Origin of the sequence: Nocardia suismassiliense, assembly GCF_900269665.1 — a bacterium.
In the GTDB taxonomy this organism is placed as follows: domain Bacteria; phylum Actinomycetota; class Actinomycetes; order Mycobacteriales; family Mycobacteriaceae; genus Nocardia; species Nocardia suismassiliense.
The window spans coordinates 7,036,610-7,055,894 of the sequence record NZ_LT985361.1 but is presented as its reverse complement, the minus strand read 5'-3'; the positions used below and the strand labels follow the sequence as shown (position 1 = coordinate 7,055,894).

Here is a 19,285-nt window from a genome sequence, read left to right as displayed (position 1 = left end):
AGAGGTGTGCAGGTGTTCCTGGGGGCACTCGAGTTCGATCTTCTGCTCGGTGACGTGCATTCACTGAAAGAGAAGCGTTCCGTGATCCGGCCGATCCTGGCCGAGTTGCAGCGCTTCGGCGTGAGTGCCGCCGAGGGCGGGGAGCAAGACCGCTACCGCCGATCATTGCTGGGGGTTGCCCTGGTCAGTTCCGGTATGGATCACCTGACCGAGGTACTCGACCGTTGTGAGCGGCATGTCGCGGCACGTCCGGAGTTACAGTTGCTGGCAGTACGCCGCAGGATCTTCGGGCCCGAAGACTGATAACGGTGGACCGTTGGTTCCACCGACAATAGACAGAGTGAGGAAGGTTCAGCCATGGTGGATCAAGCCAGGGCACGCCGACTCGCCAAGCGGATTTCCTCGATCGTGGCGACCGCGATCGAATATGAGATCAAGGATCCGCGGCTGGGTTTCGTGACCATTACCGATGCCAAGGTCACCGGCGATCTGCGTGAGGCGACGGTGTACTACACGGTCCTCGGCGAAACCTTGGACACCGAACCGGACTACCAGGGCGCCGCGGCGGGCCTGGAAAAAGCCAAGGGGGTGCTGCGCTCGAAGGTGGGCGCGGGCACCGGCGTGAAGTTCACGCCGACCCTGGCGTTCGTGCTCGACAAAGTGCCCGAGGTCGCGAAGGACATGGAAGAACTGCTGGCCAGGGCCAAGGCCGCGGACGAAGAGGTGGCGAAAGTGGCGGCCAACGCCAGGCACGCCGGCGACGCCGACCCGTACAAGGTCGAACGCGACGACGCAGAGTGACATGCGGTAGACGATGACGACGATGCGGGACGCGGTCGACCTCGAATCTGCCGTCGAGGCGTTGAACGCCGCCCGCTCGGTCACCATCCTCTGCCATGTGCAACCGGACGCCGACACCGTCGGCAGCGGTCTCGCGCTGGCGCTGGTCCTGCATCGGCGCGGGATACCGGTATGGGTGTCGTTCGCCGAACCGGCCGAACTGCCGGAGTCGATGCGGTCGCTGCCCGGGGTGCACCACCTGGTGGCGCCCGGCGACGTGCCTGCCGAGGTCGATCTGCTGGTCGCGGTCGACTGCGGCAGTGCCGGGCGGCTCGGTGCGCTGGCCGATCGAATGTCCGGGGCCGCAAAGACTTTGGTGCTCGACCATCATCGGTCCAATACCCGGTTCGGATCGATCAATGTGATCGATGCGGGCGCGGAATCGACGACCAGTTTGATTGTGCGGCTGCTCGACGCGTGGGGTGTGCCGATCGATGCCGAAGTGGCGCACTGCCTTTACGCCGGGCTGGTCACCGATACCGGCTCGTTTCGGTGGGTTCGTCCCGGTACGCACGAGTTGGCCGAGCGGCTGCTCGCCACCGGTATCGATAGTGCCGAGATCGCCAGGGCCTTGCTGGACACGCATCCGTTCGGGTGGTTGACCATGCTGTCCCGGGTACTGAGTACCGCGCAGCTCGAGCCTGGGGTGCACGGCGGCATCGGGCTGGTTTATGCGGTCGTGCGGCGTGAGGACATCGCCGGGGTGAGTTCCGAGGAGGCGGAGAGTGTCATCGACATCGTGCGCACCACCTCGGAGGCGGGGATCGCCGCGGTGTTCAAGCAGTCCAGTAGCGTCGCCGATCGGTGGACGGTGTCGTTGCGGGCCAGGGACAGTCGGCCCGGGGCGGACGACGGGGTGGATGTTGCGGAGATAGCGACCGCGCTCGGTGGGGGTGGCCATCGATTTGCCGCTGGGTACACGGCTTATGGGAATCCGGACGATCTGGTTGCCGGGTTGCTGGCTGCGCTCGGGTGAGGCTGCCGCGGCTGTTTGTCGGTGGCTCGTGGCAGAGTCTCGCGTGGGCAGGATCGTAGGCGGCGACGGGGAGGTTTCGTGGGTTCGATGAGCTCGGGCGGTGCGGAGGTCTCCGGCGGAACCGAGGATCCTGCGCTCGTTGGCACGGCGTCGGATGTTTCCGGGGGAGCCGGGGACGTTTCTCGTGTTGCTACAGCGTCGGATTCGGCGGCCGGGGTGGGGCCGCGACGCATTCTCGGGCTTGCGCTGCCGACGCTGGGGGTGTTGGTGGCCGAGCCGCTGTATCTGCTGTTCGATCTCGCTGTGGTCGGACGGCTCGGGGCGCTGGCGTTGGCCGGGCTCGCGGTCGGGGGATTGATTCTGGCGCAGGTGAGTTCGCAGTTGACGTTCCTGTCGTACGGGACGACGGCGCGGGCGGCGCGTCGGCACGGTGCGGGGGATGAGCGGGGTGCGGTGGCCGAGGGGGTGCAGGCGACGTGGTTGGCGATCGTAGCCGGTGCGCTGATTCTGCTGCTGGTCCAGGTTTTCGCGGTACCGCTGATCAATGCGATCTCCGGTGGTGGGGACATCGCGGACGAGGCGTTGGTTTGGGTGCGGGTCGCGCTGTTCGGGGTGCCGCTGATTTTGATCTCCATGGCGGGGAACGGGGGGTTGGGCGGGGGGCGGGAGACTCGGCGGCCGCTCGTCTATGTTGTTGCCGGGCTGGGTGTTTCGGCGGTGTTGTGTCCGGTGCTGGTGCACGGATGGTTCGGGGCGCCGCGGTGGGAGTTGCCCGGGTCCGCCGTCGCGAATGTTGCCGGTCAGCTGGTGATGGCCGGGCTGTTTCTGAATGCCCTTGTCAGGGAGCGTGTTTCCCTCGTGCCGCACTGGTCGGTGATGCGCGCGCAGCTGGTGCTCGGTCGTGACCTGATCGCCCGCAGTCTCGCCTTCCAAGCGTGCTTCGTCTCCGCCGCCGCCGTCGCGGCGCGCTTCGGTGCGGCCTCTGTCGCCGCCCACCAGTTGGTCCTACAGCTGTGGAACTTCCTTGCCCTGACGCTGGATTCGCTCGCCATCGCCGCCCAAACCCTGGTCGGCGCGGCCCTCGGTGCCGGTGACGCGCGTGGTGCCCGCGGACTGGCCGCCCGGGTCACCCGGTGGTCGGAGATCTTCGCCCTCGCCCTGGCCGCGTGCTTCGCCGCGGGTGCCATGCTTATCCCGAAACTGTTCACCGACGATCCCGACGTCCTGAACCGCACCCATGTCGCCTGGTGGTTCTTCGTCTGCATCATCCCCGTGGCAGGCATCGTCTTCGCCCTCGACGGCGTCCTGCTCGGCGCGGGCGACGCGGCCTACCTGCGCACCAGCACCCTCGCCGCCGCCATCCTCGGCTTCCTCCCCGCCATCTGGCTTTCCCTGGTCTTCGACTGGGGTATCGCCGGAATCTGGTCCGGGCTGGTCGCTTTCATGATGCTGCGGCTGGTCGCGGTTTCCTGGCGAGCCTGGTCCGGACGGTGGGCGCAGATCGGCGCTGAAATCCCCCGGCAACAGGTATAGGCGGGCTGCCGCGACCTGGACCGCGCCGACGCCGCCAGCGCAACCGCGCCTGCGGCAACCAGCGCCTCGATCTCGATAACAGCGCCCACCAAAAGCACCGCGAGCACCCGGCGACACAATCACAGCCAGCGCCGCAATCACAGCCAGCGCGGCAATCACAGCCCGCACCGGTAGCAGGGCACCACTCATGACGAACGGGACATGCCGGCGGCCCCCTTGCGCTTTGCCGCCACAGTGTTCCGTCGATCATGGTCCCGGCCATACCTTGATCTCGGGCGGGTCTCGAGGAGTGCTCGCCTTGTGGCGCGTGACAGGGAGAGCGCGGGGTGACGGGCGCGGGGTGGTGGGAGTGTGCCAAGGTAGGTGTGGTGATACCCAAGTTGATGGCGGTGAGCGACATTCATGTCGGACACCAGGGGAATCGGCCGGTAGTCGAGCAGATCCACGCCGACTCACCGGAGGACTGGCTGATCGTGGCCGGGGACGTGGGGGAGAAGACCGACGATTTCCGGTGGGCACTGGAGTTGCTGCGTGGCCGGTTCGCCAAGGTTATCTGGGTGCCCGGCAACCACGAGCTGTGGACGACGGCGAAGGATCCGGTGCAGATGACCGGCGTCGCCCGCTACGACTACCTCGTCTCGATCTGCCGCGACCTCGACGTGCTGACCCCGGAGGACCCGTTCCCGGTGTGGGAGGGTGCGGGCGCGGAGCAGTACGGCGGGCCGGTGACGCTGGCGCCGCTGTTCCTGCTGTACGACTACTCGTTCCTGCCGGAAGGCGCCACCACAAAGGCCGAAGGGCTCGCCATTGCGCGAGACCGCAATGTGGTGGCCACCGACGAATACCTGCTCTCCCCGGACCCGTACCTGACGCGCGACGCGTGGTGCCACGCCCGCGTGCAGTTCACCAAACGCAAGCTGGACGCGCTGCCCGAGGGCACGCCGCTGGTCCTGATCAACCACTTCCCGATGGTTCGTCAGCCCACCGACGTGCTGTTCTATCCCGAGTTCGCGCTCTGGTGCGGCACTGAACTGACCGCCGACTGGCACACCCGCTACAACGTGGTCTGCTCGGTCTACGGCCACCTGCACATCCCGCGCACCTCGCATTACGACGGCGTCCGCTTCGAGGAGGTGTCCCTCGGCTACCCCCGCGAATGGCAACGCCGCGGCCTCCCAGAACGCCTACTTCGCCAAATCCTCCCGGCCCCGGAGTACCCGCCCGGCTCCCTGAACGACTGGGGCGGACACTTCAAGGTCACCCCCGAAATGGAAGCCGCAGCCGCGGAAATGCGCGCCAAAGCACAACGCCGCCGCGGCGTCTGATGCCGCGCCAGCAATTTGATTCCCAACGCGACTACTGATTTGGTGTGTACATGGGTAACTCGTCGGGTACGGGCAAACTCGCCCATCCGTTGACCGCCGGGCGCCAGCCATACGGAAGTGGCTCGCGAGTCTGGCCTGAAGTTTCGGGGTGGCGGAACTGATCGAGAACATTTTGCCCGCCGGTGTGGCGTCGGCTGAGCTGCTGGAGTATCCGGAGGACCTGAAGGCGCATCCGGCCGAGGAGCATCTCATCGCGAAGGCGGTGGAGAAGCGGCGGCGGGACTTCATCGGGGCCAGGTATTGCGCGCGGTTGGCGCTGGCGGAGCTCGGTGAGCCGCAGGTGGCGATCGGCAAGGGTGAGCGGGGCGCGCCGGTGTGGCCGCGTGGCGTCGTCGGCAGTCTCACCCATTGCGACGGGTATCGGGCCGCCGCGTTGGCGCACAAGATGCGTTTCCGTTCGATCGGGATCGATGCCGAGCCGCATGCGGCGCTGCCCGAGGGCGTGCTGGATTCGGTGAGTCTGCCGCCGGAGCGGGAGTGGTTGCGGTCCACCGGTTCCGCGCTGCACCTGGACCGGCTGCTGTTCTGCGCGAAAGAAGCGACTTTCAAGGCGTGGTGGCCGCTGACCGCACGCTGGCTCGGCTTCGAGGAAGCGCACATCACCTTCGAGATCCAGGACAGCTCAGGCACTTCCGGTCGGGGTACCTTCCACAGCAAGCTGCTGGTGCCCGGGCAGACGAACGACGGTGGGGTGCCGTTGCTTTCGTTCGACGGCCGCTGGCTGATCACCGACGGGTTCATCCTCACCGCGATCGTGCTCGACTGATGAACGGTCTCGGCGGACTGCTGATCGTCGACAAGGATGGCGGCTGGACCAGCCACGACGTCGTCGCGAAGTGCCGGAAGCTGCTGCGTACCAAGAAGATCGGCCACGCGGGCACCCTGGACCCGATGGCGACCGGTGTCCTGGTGCTCGGCGTGGAACGCGCCACCAAACTGCTCGGCCTGCTCACGCTGACCACCAAGGCGTACACCGCGACCATCCGCCTCGGTCAGGCCACCACCACCGACGACGCCGAGGGTGAGGTGCTGTCGACCACCCCGGCGTTGCACCTCGCCGACACCGACATCGCCGCGCACACAGCGAAACTCACCGGCGACATCGAACAGGTGCCCGCCACCGTCAGCGCGATCAAAGTGGACGGCGAACGCGCCTACGCCCGGCACCGCGCAGGCGAAGACGTGCAGTTGGCCGCCCGCCCGGTCACCGTGTCGCGCTTCGACCTTCTCGCTCGCCGCGACATCCAGGACGGCGCGTTCGTCGACCTGGACGTGCTCGTCGAATGCTCCTCCGGCACCTACGTGCGCGCCCTCGCCCGGGACCTCGGCGCCGCGCTCGGCGTCGGCGGCCACCTGACGGCGTTGCGCCGCACCAGAGTCGGCCCGTTCACCCTCGAACACGCCCGCACCCTCGACGAATTGGCCACCGCCGCCGAATCCGAGGCCTCCCTGCTCAGCCTCGACATGGACGAAGCGGTCCGAACCGCCTTCCCACACCGGGAGATCGACGAAACCCAAGCCAACGACCTCCGCAACGGCCGCTGGCTGGACCCCATCGGCCTGCCCGGCGTCTACGCCGCCATCGATCAGGAGGGTCGCGCGATCGCTCTCCTCCAGGAGAGCGGCAAGCGCGCGGCCTCCGTCATGGTCGTCCGCCCGTCCAACCTTTAGGCCGCAGACCGCGGGGTTGCCGGTAGTCGCGGCTCCCGGTCTGAGCGGACACTTCTCTCGTGATCCAGTCGAATTCGGGGCTTCGTGAACGAAAAGTGGGGGCTCAGGCCGGGTTCTCCGCATCGTCCCCCAGGATCGGGCGCAGGGCACCGAGGAGTGCGCCGACGCTGATGTCGAGCAGCTCCGCGCGGGAGAAGTGCTTGTTCTCCAGCCATTCGACGGTGAGTATGCGGACGAAGGTCAGCCAGCTCATCAGGATTGAGGACACCTGAGTGCGGGTGGTGCCTACGACCCCCATGACGTCCAGGAGTCGGTGACGTAGTTCGCCGAGTTCGCCCGCGATGATCGCCTGAATCGTGGGATCGCCGGCGAGTACACGATTGGCCGCGAGCACGCTGTGGGCATTGGCTTCGAAGTAGTCGAAGTGCGTGTCGAGCCCCGCGGCGAGTTGCTCGGCGAGGGGCCTTTCAGTGTCGAACGTTGTCGCGACCAGCAGCTGATCGGCCGCCTCTTCGTAGACGCCCGCGAAAAGGTCCCGCTTGCTGGGGAAGTGGCGGTAGAGCAGTGCGCGGGATACTCCGGCGGCCGCGGCGACGTCCTCCATCAGCACCGCGTCGTAGGCGCGTTCGGCGAACAACCGCGCACCGGCTTCGAGCAGCACCTTGCGGCGCTCGTCGGGGGAGAGGCGGCGGCGAGTACTCATCCGGAAAAGCTTAGTTGACGTTTGTCTACTAACCGTCGTAGGGTCTCTTAGTAGACAACCATCTACTAGTGGGTGGTTGGCGGAACACACTGCGCACCAGCGGTATTCGCACACCTCCGGGGAGAAACACATGGCTGCAACACTCAAATGGCTATCCATGGTGATGGGAGTCGCCTGCGTGGCGATCGGCTTCCTGCACATCGCACTCGGCAACGACGCCGTCCCCGACATGGGCGATCTGGGCGCCACCGCCGACAGTCAGAGCCGCTTCTTCGGCGCGATCTTTGTCGGCTACGGCGCGGCCTGGATCTGGGCAGCCCGCGAATCCCCGATCCCCTCGACCGTGACCCGCTGGCTGGCAGGCATCTTCCTGCTCGGCGCCGTCGGCCGCGCCGTCTCCGTGGCCGTCTACGGCTGGCCGCACTGGTTCCAGATCGTCCTTACTGTCATCGAAGTAGTCCTGCCGCCAGTCTTTTGGTGGCTGGCCACTGCCGACGAAAAGCGCACTCCCGCAACGTTGTCCGCCCCCACCAGCGCCTGATCGAACCGGATAGCTTCGCTACTCTCGGCCGGACTGGACTGGAGCCCCGCTCGTGGCGCCTGGCCGGTCGTGCGCCCTCTCGAAGCTTCGGCCGTTGCGCGAATTCCACGTTTGCTCAAAGCAACTCACCACAGGCCAGCGGCCCACATCGACGGCGCCCGACGCCGCCAGGCGGACTGTGGACTCAACGTTGTTGTCGGCCTGATTCGCCGGATCGAGTCCAGGGGCGCGGGCGCCGCGCGACCTCACAGCTGGCCACCCGCACTCGTGGCGGCGAGTGGCACATGGCTGCGGCAAAGTGCGAGAACGGCTCTCCACCATGTGCCACTCGACGCGAGCGGGAACGATTTCGAGTCCATTCCGGGGTATGGGGATTTACCTGGGGTAACCATGGCGTGGGTTACGGCGATAGGTCGAGTATCTGATGGCCTGATCGGGAGGTGAGGGCGATGGTTGTCCGCAGAATGGTGCAGCAGGGGTTAGCGGTCATCGCGGTGGCGGTGCTGGCGGCGGCTTGCGGTGGGAATGGTGACGAGGCGTCGACACCGTCGCGCGATCGGTCGACGACCGTGCCGACTCCGACGTCGGCGCCGAACGTACCCACCGCCGCACCCACTCAAATCGTGCCGCCGCCACCCGGCAATCCACAGCAGGGCACCGGCACCGTGGGGATCCGGACGCGACCCCTCTCGGGCACGCCGGTCCCGAACGTGCCGGTCAATCTCAGCTTGATTCAGCCTTGCGACCCGGCGAAGCGCGACATCCCGCTGGGCAGCACCGAAGTACTCCGCCGAGACGCCGCCACAGACGGCAACGGCGCCGCCACCTTCTCGGTCCCGATCGGCTGCTACCACTTCGGCATGGGCACCCCACCGCCCGGCACGACCCCGGTCCCCGAGGGCATGCACAGCCTCTTCCTCGTCCGCGACGGCGAGCTCGCCGCAGGCGAACTGCGCTTCCAGGAACCCGACCTGCCCGCCCCCTGCGCCGCGCAAACGATCGTGCACGACCTTGACGACATCGGCGAACTCGGCAGCCACAACGCCACCGTCACCGAATGCGACGGCACCTGGGCGATCATCGCCTGGGACGCCCCCGGCGACACCCAGCGCATCGTCCGCCGCACCCCCGAAGGCTGGGCCACCTACGCCTACTTCCCCCACAACATCTGCTGGACAAAAGCTTCCGCCGACGGCGTCCCCACCCGCCTACAGAAGTACTTCAACTGCTGACCACCCCATCGAACGGGTCATGGCGGCGCGAAAGTACGAGTAGCCCGCCCTCGTGTCCCGTCAGGCGGCTGAGCGGTGAGCCTGCGGGACATGGCGGCGCGAAAGTGCGGGTAACCGCGCCCTCGTGTCCCGTCAGGCGCCTAGGCGGTGAGCCAGCGGGACATGTCGGCGCGAAGGTGCGAGTGGCGCTGCCCTCGTCTCCCGTTGGGCGACTAAGTGGTGAGCTAGTGGGACATGGCGGCGTGAAGGTGCGAGTAGCGCTGCCCTCGCGTCCCGTCAGATGACTAGGCGGTGAGCCTGTGGGAGATGGCGGCGGGAAAGTGTGAGTGACCGTGCCCTCGTGTCCCGTTGGGCGACTGAGTGGTGAGCCGGCGGGAGATGGCGGCGCGAACGTGCGAGTTTCTGCGCCCTCGTGTGCCGTCAGTCGAACGGGACGTGACGGCGGGGAAGTATGAGTAGCCGCGCCCGTGTCCCGTTGGGCGACTGAGTGGTGAGCCGGCGGGAGATGGCGGCGCGGACTTGTGAGTAGCCGTGCCCTCGTGTCCCGTCAGCGGACTAAGTGGTGAGCCAGCGGGACGTGGCCGCGCGGACGTGTGAGTGACCGCGGCCTGGTGTCCCGTTGGGCGACTAAGTGGTGGGCCGGCGGGAGATGGCGGCGTGAAGGTGTGAGCAACCGCTCGCTCGTGTCCTGTTGGGTGACTAGGCGGTGAGCCTGCGGACATGGCGGCGCGAACGTGTGAGTGAACCGCGCCCTCGTGTCCCGTCGGGCGCTTAAGTGGTGTGCCGACGGGACGTGGCGGCGCGAACGTGCGAGTAGCTGCGCCCTCGTGTTCCGTTGGGTGACTAAGTGGTGAGCTGACGGGACATGACGGCGCGAACGTGTGAGTGACCGTGTCCTCGTCCCCCGTCGGGCTACTAGGTCGTGAGCCAGATGGCTTCGGCTGCGGGACTGCCGAGGTCGGTGGGGGTTTCGGTGGTGCCGATCTGGATTGCCATGGTGCCGGCGAAGTCTCGGCGTTCCAGCACGGTGATGGCGGTGTCCAGTGCGATGCCGACGGAGTCGAAATAGCGGAGCATGTCGGGGTCCGAGTCGGAGATGCGGGCTACTCGGCCGGATTCGCCCGCGCGGAAGTCGCTGAGCTGGCGGGCCGGTGGGGTGGGGACGGCGCCGTCGACGGAGGGGATGGGGTCGCCGTGCGGATCACGGTCGGGGTAGCCGAGTTTGGCGTCTATGCGGGCCATGAGCAGTTCGGAGACGGCGTGCTCGAGCACCTCGGCTTCGTCGTGCACCTCGTCCCAGCCGTAGCCGAGCTCGTTGACCAGGAACGTCTCGATCAGCCGATGCCTGCGCACCATGGCGATCGCGGCCCGGCGCCCGCCCTCGGTGAGGGTGATCGAACCGTAGCGGGCGTGCTCGACCAGCCCTTGGTCGGCGAGCTTGCGCACAGCCTCGGAGACGGTGGACGCGGACACCCCGATGCGCTCGGCGAGCAGCTTGGTCGACACCTTCTCCTGGGACCACTCCTGTGCGGTCCAGATCACCTTGAGATAGTCCTGGGCGACCGAGGAGAGCACCGGCGCGATCGTCGCGGTGCCGCCGGTGGCCGGGGTCGGCGCGGCAGCGTCGGTTAGCTCACGGCGGGTGGCGATGTCTCGTTTACCGGGCACATACCCGAGCTTAAGCACATGCCCGCCGATTGACACAGCTCGCCGCACGGGGAAACTCCGGATTCACCACGCGTACACACCACGGGAAGCGCCGCGTGACCTAGGCCCTGCATCGAAATCCGATCCGGCGCCTCCGGGGTCTGGATCGCCGCCTGGCCGCGTTGTCGTCGCCGCCGATACAAACCCGTATCGGCAACTCCTCCGCCTTGCCAGGCGACGACCCAGCCCCCGGATGCATCCGGCCGGACTTCGACACAGGGCCTAGTGCAAGCACTCGGGCTTCGGTCGAACCCCGTTCAGCTGCGCGATATAAGCTGCCGACTGTGCAACGATGGCGAGGTCTGGACGACGTGCCCGCGGACTGGGGTCGGTGTGTGCTCACGATCGGTGTGTTCGACGGTGTGCACCGCGGTCACGCACAGCTGATCAGCCGAGCTGTGAAATCGGCGGCGGCGCGCGGGGTCCCGGCGGTGCTGATGACGTTCGATCCGCACCCGATGGAAGTGGTGCGCCCCGGCTCGCACCCGGCGCAGCTCACCACGCTGACCCGCCGGGCGGAGTTGGCCGAGGAACTGGGCATCGACGTGTTCTGCGTGATGCCTTTCACGCAAACGTTCATGAAGTTGACCCCGGCGCGCTACGTGCACGACCTGCTGGTCGAGCGGCTGCATGTGGCGGAGGTCGTGGTCGGCGACAACTTCACCTTCGGCAAGAAAGCCGCGGGCACCATCGAGACCATGCGTGAGCTCGGTGGTCGCTGGGGCTTCGAGGTCGACGGCGTCAAGCTGCTCGGCGAGCACGCGGTCACCTTCTCCTCCACCTACATTCGCGCCTGCGTCGACGCGGGCGACATGGCCGCCGCGGCCGAGGCGCTCGGCCGTCCGCATCGGGTCGAGGGGGTGGTGGTGCACGGTGACGGCCGCGGCCGCCAGCTCGGCTTCCCGACCGCGAATGTCGCGCCGCCGATGCACGCCGCGATCCCGGCCGACGGCGTGTACGCGGGCTGGTTCACCGTGCTCGGCCCCGGCCCGACCATCGGCACCGTCACCCCGGGTGAGCGGGCGATGGCCGCCATCTCGGTCGGCACCAACCCCACCTTCTCCGGCCGCGCCCGCACCGTCGAGGCCTACGTGCTCGACGGCGAGGCCGACCTGTACGGCCAGCACGTCGCGGTCGACTTCGTCGACCATGTGCGGGGTCAGCGCAAGTTCAACTCGGTGGACGAGCTCATCGAACATATGCAGCGTGACGTGGAGAAGGCCCGCAAGATCCTCGCCGCCGTGGACGATCGGTAACCGATTCCGGCCTACTGAATCCGACCGGCCCAGCCCTCGGGTCGGCGATCGCTCAGTCGCTGCGACCGTCGCGCGCCGGCCAGGCCGAGCCGCTGGGCGCCGCGGTTGAGCAACGCAGGCCCCGTAGCCGGTGCGAATCCGACCGGCCCTGCCTCCGTGACCGGCGATCACCTAGCCGATTTCGGCCCAGCGAACCCGATCCGGTAAGGTAGATCCTCGGGTTTGCTGCGGTCCGCGGTGGCACCCATCCCGGGTAACCGGACATTCGAGCGCGGGACTGAAATAGGGAGTGGATGCCTCATGGCTCTGACCACTGAACAGAAGTCGGCGATTCTCAAGGAATACGGCCTGCACGAGAAGGACACCGGCTCGCCGGAGGCCCAGATCGCGCTGCTGTCCAAGCGGATCTCCGATCTCACCGAGCACCTGAAGGTGCACAAGCACGATCACCACACCCGGCACGGTCTGCTCGCGCTGATCGGTCGTCGTCGTCGGCTCTCGAAGTACCTGGCCGCCAACGACATCCAGCGCTACCGTTCGCTGATCGAGCGTCTCGGCCTGCGCCGCTGATCGCTCCACACGCCGGCTACCCGAGGTAGCCGGAGACCCGGCCAGCGGGGAGACGTACAATCTCCCCGTTGGCTATTCGTGTATGTGGGCGACCGCTTTGTCATCGGCGGTCCGATACACGACAACATTGCACAGCCGTATGCACCCGCCTGCGTGGCGTCGGTCTTCGGTAGTGGCCTCCCGGCAGGGGATATACCGCCGGCGGGCTTCGATCGATGACCGCCTCCGCGTCGCCGTGATCCAAGGGGATTCGGCCGGGTGTGCGCGCCGCGGCCAGGATGGTTGCCGCGCGTCCGTACCAGGTATGGCTGACGAAGAGCCGGATCGCGCCGTTGGGCGCTCGATCCGGCGAAGACGAGAGGTTGAGAGAAGAGAATGTCCGAAACAACTGAACGCAAGTCCTCGGCCGTAGAGGTCGAGCCCGGTGTGTTCGAGTCCGTCGCGCTGATCGACAACGGCAGCTACGGCACCCGCACCATCCGCTTCGAGACCGGCCGGCTGGCCCGTCAGGCCGCTGGCTCGGTCGTCGCCTACCTGGACGACGAGACCATGCTGCTGTCCGCCACCGCCGCGGGCAAGCACCCGAAAGACCAGTTCGACTTCTTCCCGCTGACGGTCGACGTCGAAGAGCGCATGTACGCCGCGGGCCGCATCCCGGGCTCGTTCTTCCGTCGTGAGGGCCGTCCGTCCACCGACGCGATCCTGACCTGCCGCCTGATCGACCGCCCGCTGCGCCCGTCGTTCGTCGACGGCCTGCGTAACGAGATCCAGGTCGTCGTCACGATCATGAGCCTGGACCCCAACGACCTGTACGACGTGGTGGCGATCAACGCCGCGTCCGCGTCCACCCAGATCGCCGGTCTGCCGTTCTCCGGCCCGGTCGGCGGCGTGCGCGTCGCGCTGATCGACGGCCAGTGGGTCGCGTTCCCGACCGTGGAGCAGCTCGAGGGCGCCGTGTTCGACATGGTCGTCGCGGGTCGTGTGGTCGAGTCCGGTGACGTCGCGATCATGATGGTCGAGGCCGAGGCCACCGACAAGGTCATCGCGCTGATCGAGGGTGGCGCGCAGGCGCCGACCGAGGCCGTGGTGGCCGAAGGCCTCGAGGCCGCCAAGCCGTTCATCGCCCGCCTCTGCAAGGCGCAGGCCGACCTCGCCGAGCTGGCCGCCAAGCCGACCGGCGAGTTCCCGCTGTTCCCGCCGTACGAGACCGACGTCTACGAGGCCGTCGAGGGCACCGCCAAGCGTGAGCTGAGCGAGGCGCTGTCGATCGCCGACAAGCAGGAGCGCGAAGCGAAGATCGACGAGATCAAGCTCGACGTGCTGTCTCGCCTCGGCGACGACTTCGCCGGTCGCGAGAAGGAGCTGGGTGCCGCGTTCCGCTCGGTCACCAAGAAGCTGGTGCGCCAGCGCATCCTGACCGACGGCTTCCGCATCGATGGCCGCGGTCTCGCGGACATCCGCGCGCTGTCGGCCGAGGTCGCCGTGGTGCCGCGGGCGCACGGTTCGGCGCTGTTCGAGCGTGGCGAGACGCAGATCCTCGGCGTCACCACCCTCGACATGGTGAAGATGGCCCAGCAGGTCGACTCGCTCGGCCCGGAAACCAGCAAGCGCTACATGCACCACTACAACTTCCCGCCGTACTCGACCGGTGAGACCGGTCGCGTCGGCTCGCCGAAGCGTCGCGAGATCGGCCACGGCGCGCTCGCGGAGCGGGCCCTGATGCCGGTGCTGCCGAGCCAGGAAGAGTTCCCGTACGCCATCCGTCAGGTGTCGGAGGCGTTGTCCTCCAACGGTTCCACCTCGATGGGCTCGGTCTGCGCCTCGACCCTGTCGCTGCTGAACGCCGGTGTGCCGCTGAAGGCGCCGGTCGCCGGTATCGCCATGGGCCTGGTGTCGGACACGGTCAAGAACGACAAGGGCGAGGACGAGGTGCGCTACGTCGCACTGACCGACATCCTCGGCGCCGAGGATGCCTTCGGCGACATGGACTTCAAGGTCGCGGGCACCCGTGACTTCGTCACCGCGCTGCAGCTCGACACCAAACTCGACGGCATCCCCTCGCAGGTGCTCGCCGGTGCGCTGAGCCAGGCGCACGACGCGCGCACCGCCATCCTGGAGGTCATGGCCGAGGCCATCGACACCCCGGACGAGATGAGCCAGTACGCCCCGCGCGTCACCGCGATCAAGATCCCGGTCGACAAGATCGGCGAGGTGATCGGGCCCAAGGGCAAGGTGATCAACCAGATCACCGAGGAGACCGGCGCCAACATCTCCATCGAGGATGACGGCACGGTCTACGTCGGTGCGACCAGCGGCCCTGCGGCGCAGGCGGCGATCGACCAGATCAACGCCATCGCGAACCCGCAGCTGCCGAAGGTCGGCGAGCGCTTCCTGGGCACGGTCGTCAAGACCACTGCCTTCGGCGCGTTCGTGTCGCTGCTGCCCGGCCGCGACGGCCTGGTGCACATCTCGAAGCTGGGCAACGGCAAGCGCGTCGCCAAGGTCGAAGATGTGGTGAACGTCGGCGACAAGCTGCGCGTCGAGATCGCCGATATCGACAACCGCGGCAAGATTTCGCTGGTCCCGGTCGAGGAGAACGCCGAAGAGCCGGCCGAAGCCGACACCGTTGATGCGGGCGCGGCAGCGACCGAGTAGTACTTGTCTTTGTGACGACGAAGAAGACGACAGCCCCTCTGCTCCGACGCGAGCAGGGGGGTTCGTCACTGGAGCTGCGAGCCAACATGACCGACCCCGGCGTACAGCGCACCGTGCTACCCGGCGGGCTGCGCGTGGTGACCGAACATGTGCCGGGCGTGCGCTCGGCCTCGATCGGCGTCTGGGTGGGCGTCGGCTCGCGCGACGAAGGCCCCACCGTCGCCGGTGCGGCCCACTTTCTCGAACACCTGCTGTTCAAGGCGACACCGACGCGCACGGCGCTGGACATCGCGCAGGCGATGGACGCCGTCGGCGGCGAGCTCAACGCGTTCACCGCGAAAGAGCAGACCTGCTACTACGCGCACGTGCTCGACGAGGACCTGCCGCTGGCCGTGGACATGGTCTCCGACGTGGTGCTCAACGGGCTGTGCCGCGCCGAGGACGTCGACCTGGAACGGCAGGTGGTGCTCGAAGAGATCGCCATGCGCGACGACGACCCGGAAGACCTGGTCGGCGACGCGTTCCTGTCCGCGCTGTTCGGTGACCATCCGATCGGGCGGCCGGTGATCGGTTCCATCGAATCCATCGAATCGATGCACGCCGGGCAGTTGCGCGGCTTCCACCTGCGACGCTATCGGCCGGACCGGATGGTCGTCGCGGTCGCGGGCAATGTCGAACACGAGCACACGGTGGAGTTGGTGCACCGCGCGTTCGAGAATCGGCTCGACCCGGCGGCCACGCCCGCCAAACGTCGTGAGGGCCGGTTTCGACCGGCCAGCGATCCCGAACTGCACTGGAGCCACCGCGACAGCGAGCAGGCGCACCTGGCGTTCGGGGTGCGCGCCTTCGGGCGGCACGAGGGGGAGCGGCGCTGGCCGCTCTCGGTGCTCAACACGGTGGTCGGTGGCGGGCTGAGTTCCCGGCTGTTCCAGCGGATCCGGGAGGAACGCGGGCTGGCGTACTCGGTGTACTCCAGCGTGGACACCTTCGCCGATACCGGTGCGTTCTCGGTGTACATCGGCTGTCAGCCGGAGAACCTCGGCAAGGTCGCCACTTTGGCGCGCGGGGTGCTCGAAGAGGTTGCTGCCAATGGCATTACGGATGCTGAATGTGCCCGGGCCAAGGGTTCGCTGCGTGGTGGGCTCGTGCTGGGGCTGGAGGACTCCGCGTCCCGGATGAACCGCATCGGGCGCAGTGAACTCAGTTACGGCAACCATCGGAGCGTGTCGGAGACGTTGGCGCGGATCGACGCGGTGACCACCGACGAGGTGTCGGCTATCGCCAGCACGCTGCTTGGACGGCCGTTCGCCGCCTCGGTTGCGGGGCCGTACAAGCGGACCCGCGAATTGCCTGCTGCTGTGCGGAGATTGGTCGAAGGCTGACCCTTCGAAGCGGGAGTCAGTCCGTAGTTGCGCGATTGGCGGCTTCAACGACCGCGGACACCACGCCGGGCAGGGCGGTTTCCAGGTCGCGAGCGCGTAGCCGTTGCCAGATCTGGCCGTCGACGATCACCCGTTCGATCACCCCGGCCTCGCGCAGGATTTTGAAGTGGTGGGTCGCGGTCGACTTGTTGATCACGTCGTAGAGCTCGTTGCAGCGGACCGCGGTGCCGGCATTGCTGAGCCGCCGCACCATTTCGAGGCGGATGGGGTCCTGTATCGCGCCGAGCACGGTGGACAGCGCAGCCACCGGTGGGGCCTCGGCTGCCGCTTCCTTAGCTTCGGTCATGATCTACCTCACTCCATGGTTTGATGATCGTCATACCAGCTGTAGTGTCGTACGCGGTTCGATCATCATCAAACCTACCGGATCGGAGTTTCGATGACAGCGACAGTGCTGCCCGCCGCCGCCGAGCAGACCTCACAGCGCTGGGCCTACGGCCTGGTGCTGGCCGCGGGCGGGGTGGCGCTCGGCGTCTCCGGGGTACCGGCCCCGCTGTACGGCATGTACCAGCAGGAGTGGCATTTCTCGCCGCTGACGACGACCTTCGTCTTCGCCGTTTACGCGTTCGCGGCCCTGGGCGCGGTGCTGGTGTCCGGCAAGATCTCCGACGTGGTCGGCCGCAAGCCGGTACTGCTCGGTGCTTTCGTGACGATGATCGCCGGACTCGCGGTCTTCCTGCTGGCTGACAACGTCGCGATGCTGTTGGTGGCGCGCGCATTGCACGGCTTCGCGGTAGGCGCGACGGTGGTCGCCGGTGCGGCGGCCCTGCTGGATCTGCGGCCCAAACACGGCGCGCGATCCGGTCAGCTCACCGGTGTGGCGTTCAATGTCGGTATGGCCGTGGCGATTCTGGGCTCGGCCCTGCTCGCGCAGTACGCGCCGCACCCGCTGCGCCTGCCGTACGTGGTCATCACGGTCATCTGTCTGCTCATCGGCATCGGCGTCATCGCGCTGGAGGAACCACACACCGGCCGCATCCCGGGCCGGATCCGGATCGCGAAACCCTCTGTGCCGCCGGAGATTCGCGGCGACTTCTGGTTCTCCGCGCTCGGCGTGATGGCGGCCTGGTCGGTGCTCGGCGTGCTGCTGTCGCTGTACCCGTCGCTCGCCTCGGCCGAAACCGGCATCCACAACTTGGTTTTCGGCGGCGCGGTGGTCGCGTCGACCGCACTGGCCGGCGCCACCTCGCAGCTGTTCGCGACCAAGATTCCGGCCCGCCGCGCGGCGATCGGCGGCGACACGGGCATGGCGGTGGCGCTGCTGCTCACCGTGCCCGCACTGCACACCGGCAACTGGGTCGTGGTGCTGCTGGCCGGTGTCTTGCTCGGCGCCACCTTCGGACTCGGCTTCGGCGGATCGCTGCGCCACCTGTCCGAGGTTGTGCCGCAACACAAGCGGGGCGAAACCATGTCGGCGTACTACCTGCTCGCCTACACCGCCATGGCGTTGCCGACCATCCTGGCCGGCTGGGCCGCCACCACCTGGAGCCTGAGCGCGGTGTTCCCCTGGTTCGTCGTGGTCGTGTCGCTGGCCTGCCTGACCGCCGCCGGACTCGGCCTGCGCCGCAACCCCGCGGCCGCCGAACAGGCCGCATGATCGCGGATTGGCATTTTCCGCCGCGCATCGGCTAAAGTTCCATCTCGCATCACCGAGTATTCGAGATGCGAACGCGGATGTAGCGCAGTGGTAGCGCATCACCTTGCCAAGGTGAGGGTCGCGGGTTCAAATCCCGTCATCCGCTCTTGTCGAAGCCCCGGTTACTCAGCTGACCGGGGCTTTCTACATTCCTGAGAGGCTTGCGGGCCTGTCAGCTGGGTCAATCGGCGAGCATCCTCGCGACCTCGCGGGCGCTGCCCCACGAGAGGCTGACACCCCATCCGTCGTGGCCGTAGTTGTGCACGATCCTGGACGCACCGATGCGTTCCTCATCGAGCCTGGCTTCGGCGCGACCGGGGCGGAGGCCGACCTCGTGGCCGATCACTTCCGCGTCGGCGAGTTTGGGTTCGACCGCGATGCAGCGGCGCAGGATCTGGTCGGCCACCTCGGGGTCCGGGTCGAGGCTCCACTCGCCGCGTTGGCGCACGCCGCCGAGGATCAAACGGTCACCGTGCGGAAAGAATCCGGCCCATTCGGTGGGAGCACCGAGTTCGACGTAGAAGTCGGTGATGCCGGGGTTGCGGACGATCACGTGCTGTCCGCGGACCGGTTGCACGGCGTCGTCGCCGGCGAGTACGCCTGCTGCCACGCCGGTGCAGTTCACCACGATGGGCGACGCGGCCGCGGCCTCGGTGAGATCGCGCACCGTCCGCTGCTCGATCGTGACGTTCTGCGCCGCCAGCCGACCGGTCAGATAGCGCAGGTAGCGCGGCAGATCGATCAGCGGCGCGGTGCTCCGGAAGCCGATCAGCATGCCGTCGGGCAGTTCGTCGGGGGCGCACATTTCCAGGTCGGCCAGCTCGCCGATCCAGGCGGGCGGTTCGGACCAGAACCGCGAAACCTGAAGTCCCCGTTCGAAATGCAGGCCGGACGCCGGATCGTCGGCCAGCAGGGAGAACTCGGTGAAAGTGACGCGGCTCCACGCCAGATCCCGTGCCGTGGCCCCAGGACCCCAGAGCCCGCTCGCCACGGCCGAGGTCGTTCGCTCCGGCGGCAGTTCCGCCCACACCCGAACCCGATGTCCCTCCTCCACCAGGCACACCGCGGTGGTCAGTCCGATGACTCCGGCCCCCAGTACCAACACATCATTTGCCATGATCGCGACCGTACTCACGAA

General features: G+C 67.5%; 18 protein-coding genes and 1 tRNA gene. 15 read left to right on the top strand and 4 right to left on the bottom strand.

Annotated features, from left to right (window positions below; all coding sequences use genetic code 11):
- The first annotated feature begins 12 nt into the window (after positions 1–12).
- From DBO33_RS31440 to truB, 7 genes are all read left to right on the top strand, one after another.
- Positions 13–303: a DUF503 domain-containing protein gene (locus tag DBO33_RS31440; protein ID WP_107660755.1), complete on the top strand. Its 291-nt coding sequence runs from the start codon at positions 13–15 to the stop codon at positions 301–303.
- Positions 304–357: 54 nt separating this feature from the next.
- Positions 358–801 (top strand): 30S ribosome-binding factor RbfA, encoded by a 444-nt coding sequence (rbfA, locus tag DBO33_RS31435; RefSeq protein ID WP_107658279.1) that lies wholly within the window; start codon positions 358–360, stop codon positions 799–801.
- Positions 802–814: 13 nt separating this feature from the next.
- Positions 815–1,816, top strand: a complete 1,002-nt coding sequence (locus DBO33_RS31430; RefSeq protein WP_107658278.1) for a DHH family phosphoesterase — start codon at positions 815–817, stop codon at positions 1,814–1,816.
- A gap of 87 nt (positions 1,817–1,903) precedes the next feature.
- Complete coding sequence (locus tag DBO33_RS31425; RefSeq protein WP_107658277.1) at positions 1,904–3,349, top strand: MATE family efflux transporter; 1,446 nt, start codon at positions 1,904–1,906, stop codon at positions 3,347–3,349.
- Positions 3,350–3,717: 368 nt separating this feature from the next.
- Complete coding sequence (locus DBO33_RS31420) at positions 3,718–4,674, top strand: metallophosphoesterase family protein (RefSeq protein ID WP_107660754.1); 957 nt, start codon at positions 3,718–3,720, stop codon at positions 4,672–4,674.
- A gap of 157 nt (positions 4,675–4,831) precedes the next feature.
- A complete protein-coding gene (npt, locus tag DBO33_RS31415; protein WP_107660753.1) occupies positions 4,832–5,500 on the top strand; it encodes a 4'-phosphopantetheinyl transferase Npt in 669 nt (222 codons plus the stop codon).
- Positions 5,500–6,405, top strand: a complete 906-nt coding sequence (gene truB, locus DBO33_RS31410; RefSeq protein ID WP_107658276.1) for a tRNA pseudouridine(55) synthase TruB — start codon at positions 5,500–5,502, stop codon at positions 6,403–6,405. Before npt ends, truB begins: the two co-directional genes overlap by 1 nt.
- A 103-nt stretch (positions 6,406–6,508) precedes the next feature.
- Here truB and DBO33_RS31405 read toward each other — a convergent pair whose 3' ends face one another.
- On the bottom strand, positions 6,509–7,108 hold the full coding sequence (locus tag DBO33_RS31405) for a TetR/AcrR family transcriptional regulator (RefSeq protein WP_107658275.1): 600 nt from the start codon (positions 7,106–7,108) through the stop codon (positions 6,509–6,511).
- 130 nt (positions 7,109–7,238) lie between these two features.
- Here DBO33_RS31405 and DBO33_RS31400 point away from each other — a divergent pair, with 130 nt between their 5' ends.
- Both DBO33_RS31400 and DBO33_RS31395 read left to right on the top strand, forming a co-directional pair.
- The gene (locus DBO33_RS31400) at positions 7,239–7,649 is read left to right on the top strand and encodes a DUF4345 domain-containing protein (RefSeq protein WP_107658274.1); all 411 of its coding nucleotides are present in this window, start codon (positions 7,239–7,241) and stop codon (positions 7,647–7,649) included.
- 449 nt (positions 7,650–8,098) lie between these two features.
- Entirely contained in the window at positions 8,099–8,881 is a 783-nt protein-coding gene (locus tag DBO33_RS31395; protein WP_234391140.1) for a hypothetical protein, read from the top strand.
- A 915-nt stretch (positions 8,882–9,796) separates the two neighbouring features.
- Here the strand turns inward: DBO33_RS31395 and DBO33_RS31390 are convergent.
- On the bottom strand, positions 9,797–10,465 hold the full coding sequence (locus DBO33_RS31390) for a metal-dependent transcriptional regulator (protein WP_107660751.1): 669 nt from the start codon (positions 10,463–10,465) through the stop codon (positions 9,797–9,799).
- Between the two features lie 407 nt (positions 10,466–10,872).
- Between DBO33_RS31390 and DBO33_RS31385 the strand changes: the two genes are divergently transcribed.
- From DBO33_RS31385 to DBO33_RS31370, 4 genes are all read left to right on the top strand, one after another.
- Complete coding sequence (locus DBO33_RS31385; RefSeq protein ID WP_107658273.1) at positions 10,873–11,844, top strand: bifunctional riboflavin kinase/FAD synthetase; 972 nt, start codon at positions 10,873–10,875, stop codon at positions 11,842–11,844.
- Between the two features lie 300 nt (positions 11,845–12,144).
- The gene (rpsO, locus tag DBO33_RS31380; protein WP_014986888.1) at positions 12,145–12,414 is read left to right on the top strand and encodes a 30S ribosomal protein S15; all 270 of its coding nucleotides are present in this window, start codon (positions 12,145–12,147) and stop codon (positions 12,412–12,414) included.
- Positions 12,415–12,789: 375 nt separating this feature from the next.
- On the top strand, positions 12,790–15,069 hold the full coding sequence (locus DBO33_RS31375) for a polyribonucleotide nucleotidyltransferase (protein ID WP_107658272.1): 2,280 nt from the start codon (positions 12,790–12,792) through the stop codon (positions 15,067–15,069).
- An 86-nt stretch (positions 15,070–15,155) separates the two neighbouring features.
- Positions 15,156–16,451 (top strand): M16 family metallopeptidase, encoded by a 1,296-nt coding sequence (locus DBO33_RS31370; protein ID WP_234391139.1) that lies wholly within the window; start codon positions 15,156–15,158, stop codon positions 16,449–16,451.
- Positions 16,452–16,467: 16 nt separating this feature from the next.
- On the opposite strand, the gene DBO33_RS31365 is transcribed toward DBO33_RS31370, so the two are convergent.
- A complete protein-coding gene (locus tag DBO33_RS31365; protein ID WP_107658271.1) occupies positions 16,468–16,797 on the bottom strand; it encodes an ArsR/SmtB family transcription factor in 330 nt (109 codons plus the stop codon).
- Positions 16,798–16,890: 93 nt separating this feature from the next.
- On the opposite strand from DBO33_RS31365, the gene DBO33_RS31360 reads away from it, so the two are divergent.
- Both DBO33_RS31360 and DBO33_RS31355 read left to right on the top strand, forming a co-directional pair.
- Positions 16,891–18,108 carry an MFS transporter gene (locus tag DBO33_RS31360; protein ID WP_107658270.1) on the top strand — a complete coding sequence of 406 codons (1,218 nt, stop codon included), beginning with the start codon at positions 16,891–16,893 and terminating at the stop codon, positions 18,106–18,108.
- A 73-nt stretch (positions 18,109–18,181) separates the two neighbouring features.
- Positions 18,182–18,253 (top strand) — tRNA-Gly (locus DBO33_RS31355).
- A gap of 75 nt (positions 18,254–18,328) precedes the next feature.
- On the opposite strand, the gene DBO33_RS31350 is transcribed toward DBO33_RS31355, so the two are convergent.
- A complete protein-coding gene (locus DBO33_RS31350) occupies positions 18,329–19,264 on the bottom strand; it encodes an FAD-dependent oxidoreductase (RefSeq protein WP_107658269.1) in 936 nt (311 codons plus the stop codon).
- Positions 19,265–19,285: the final 21 nt, after the last annotated feature.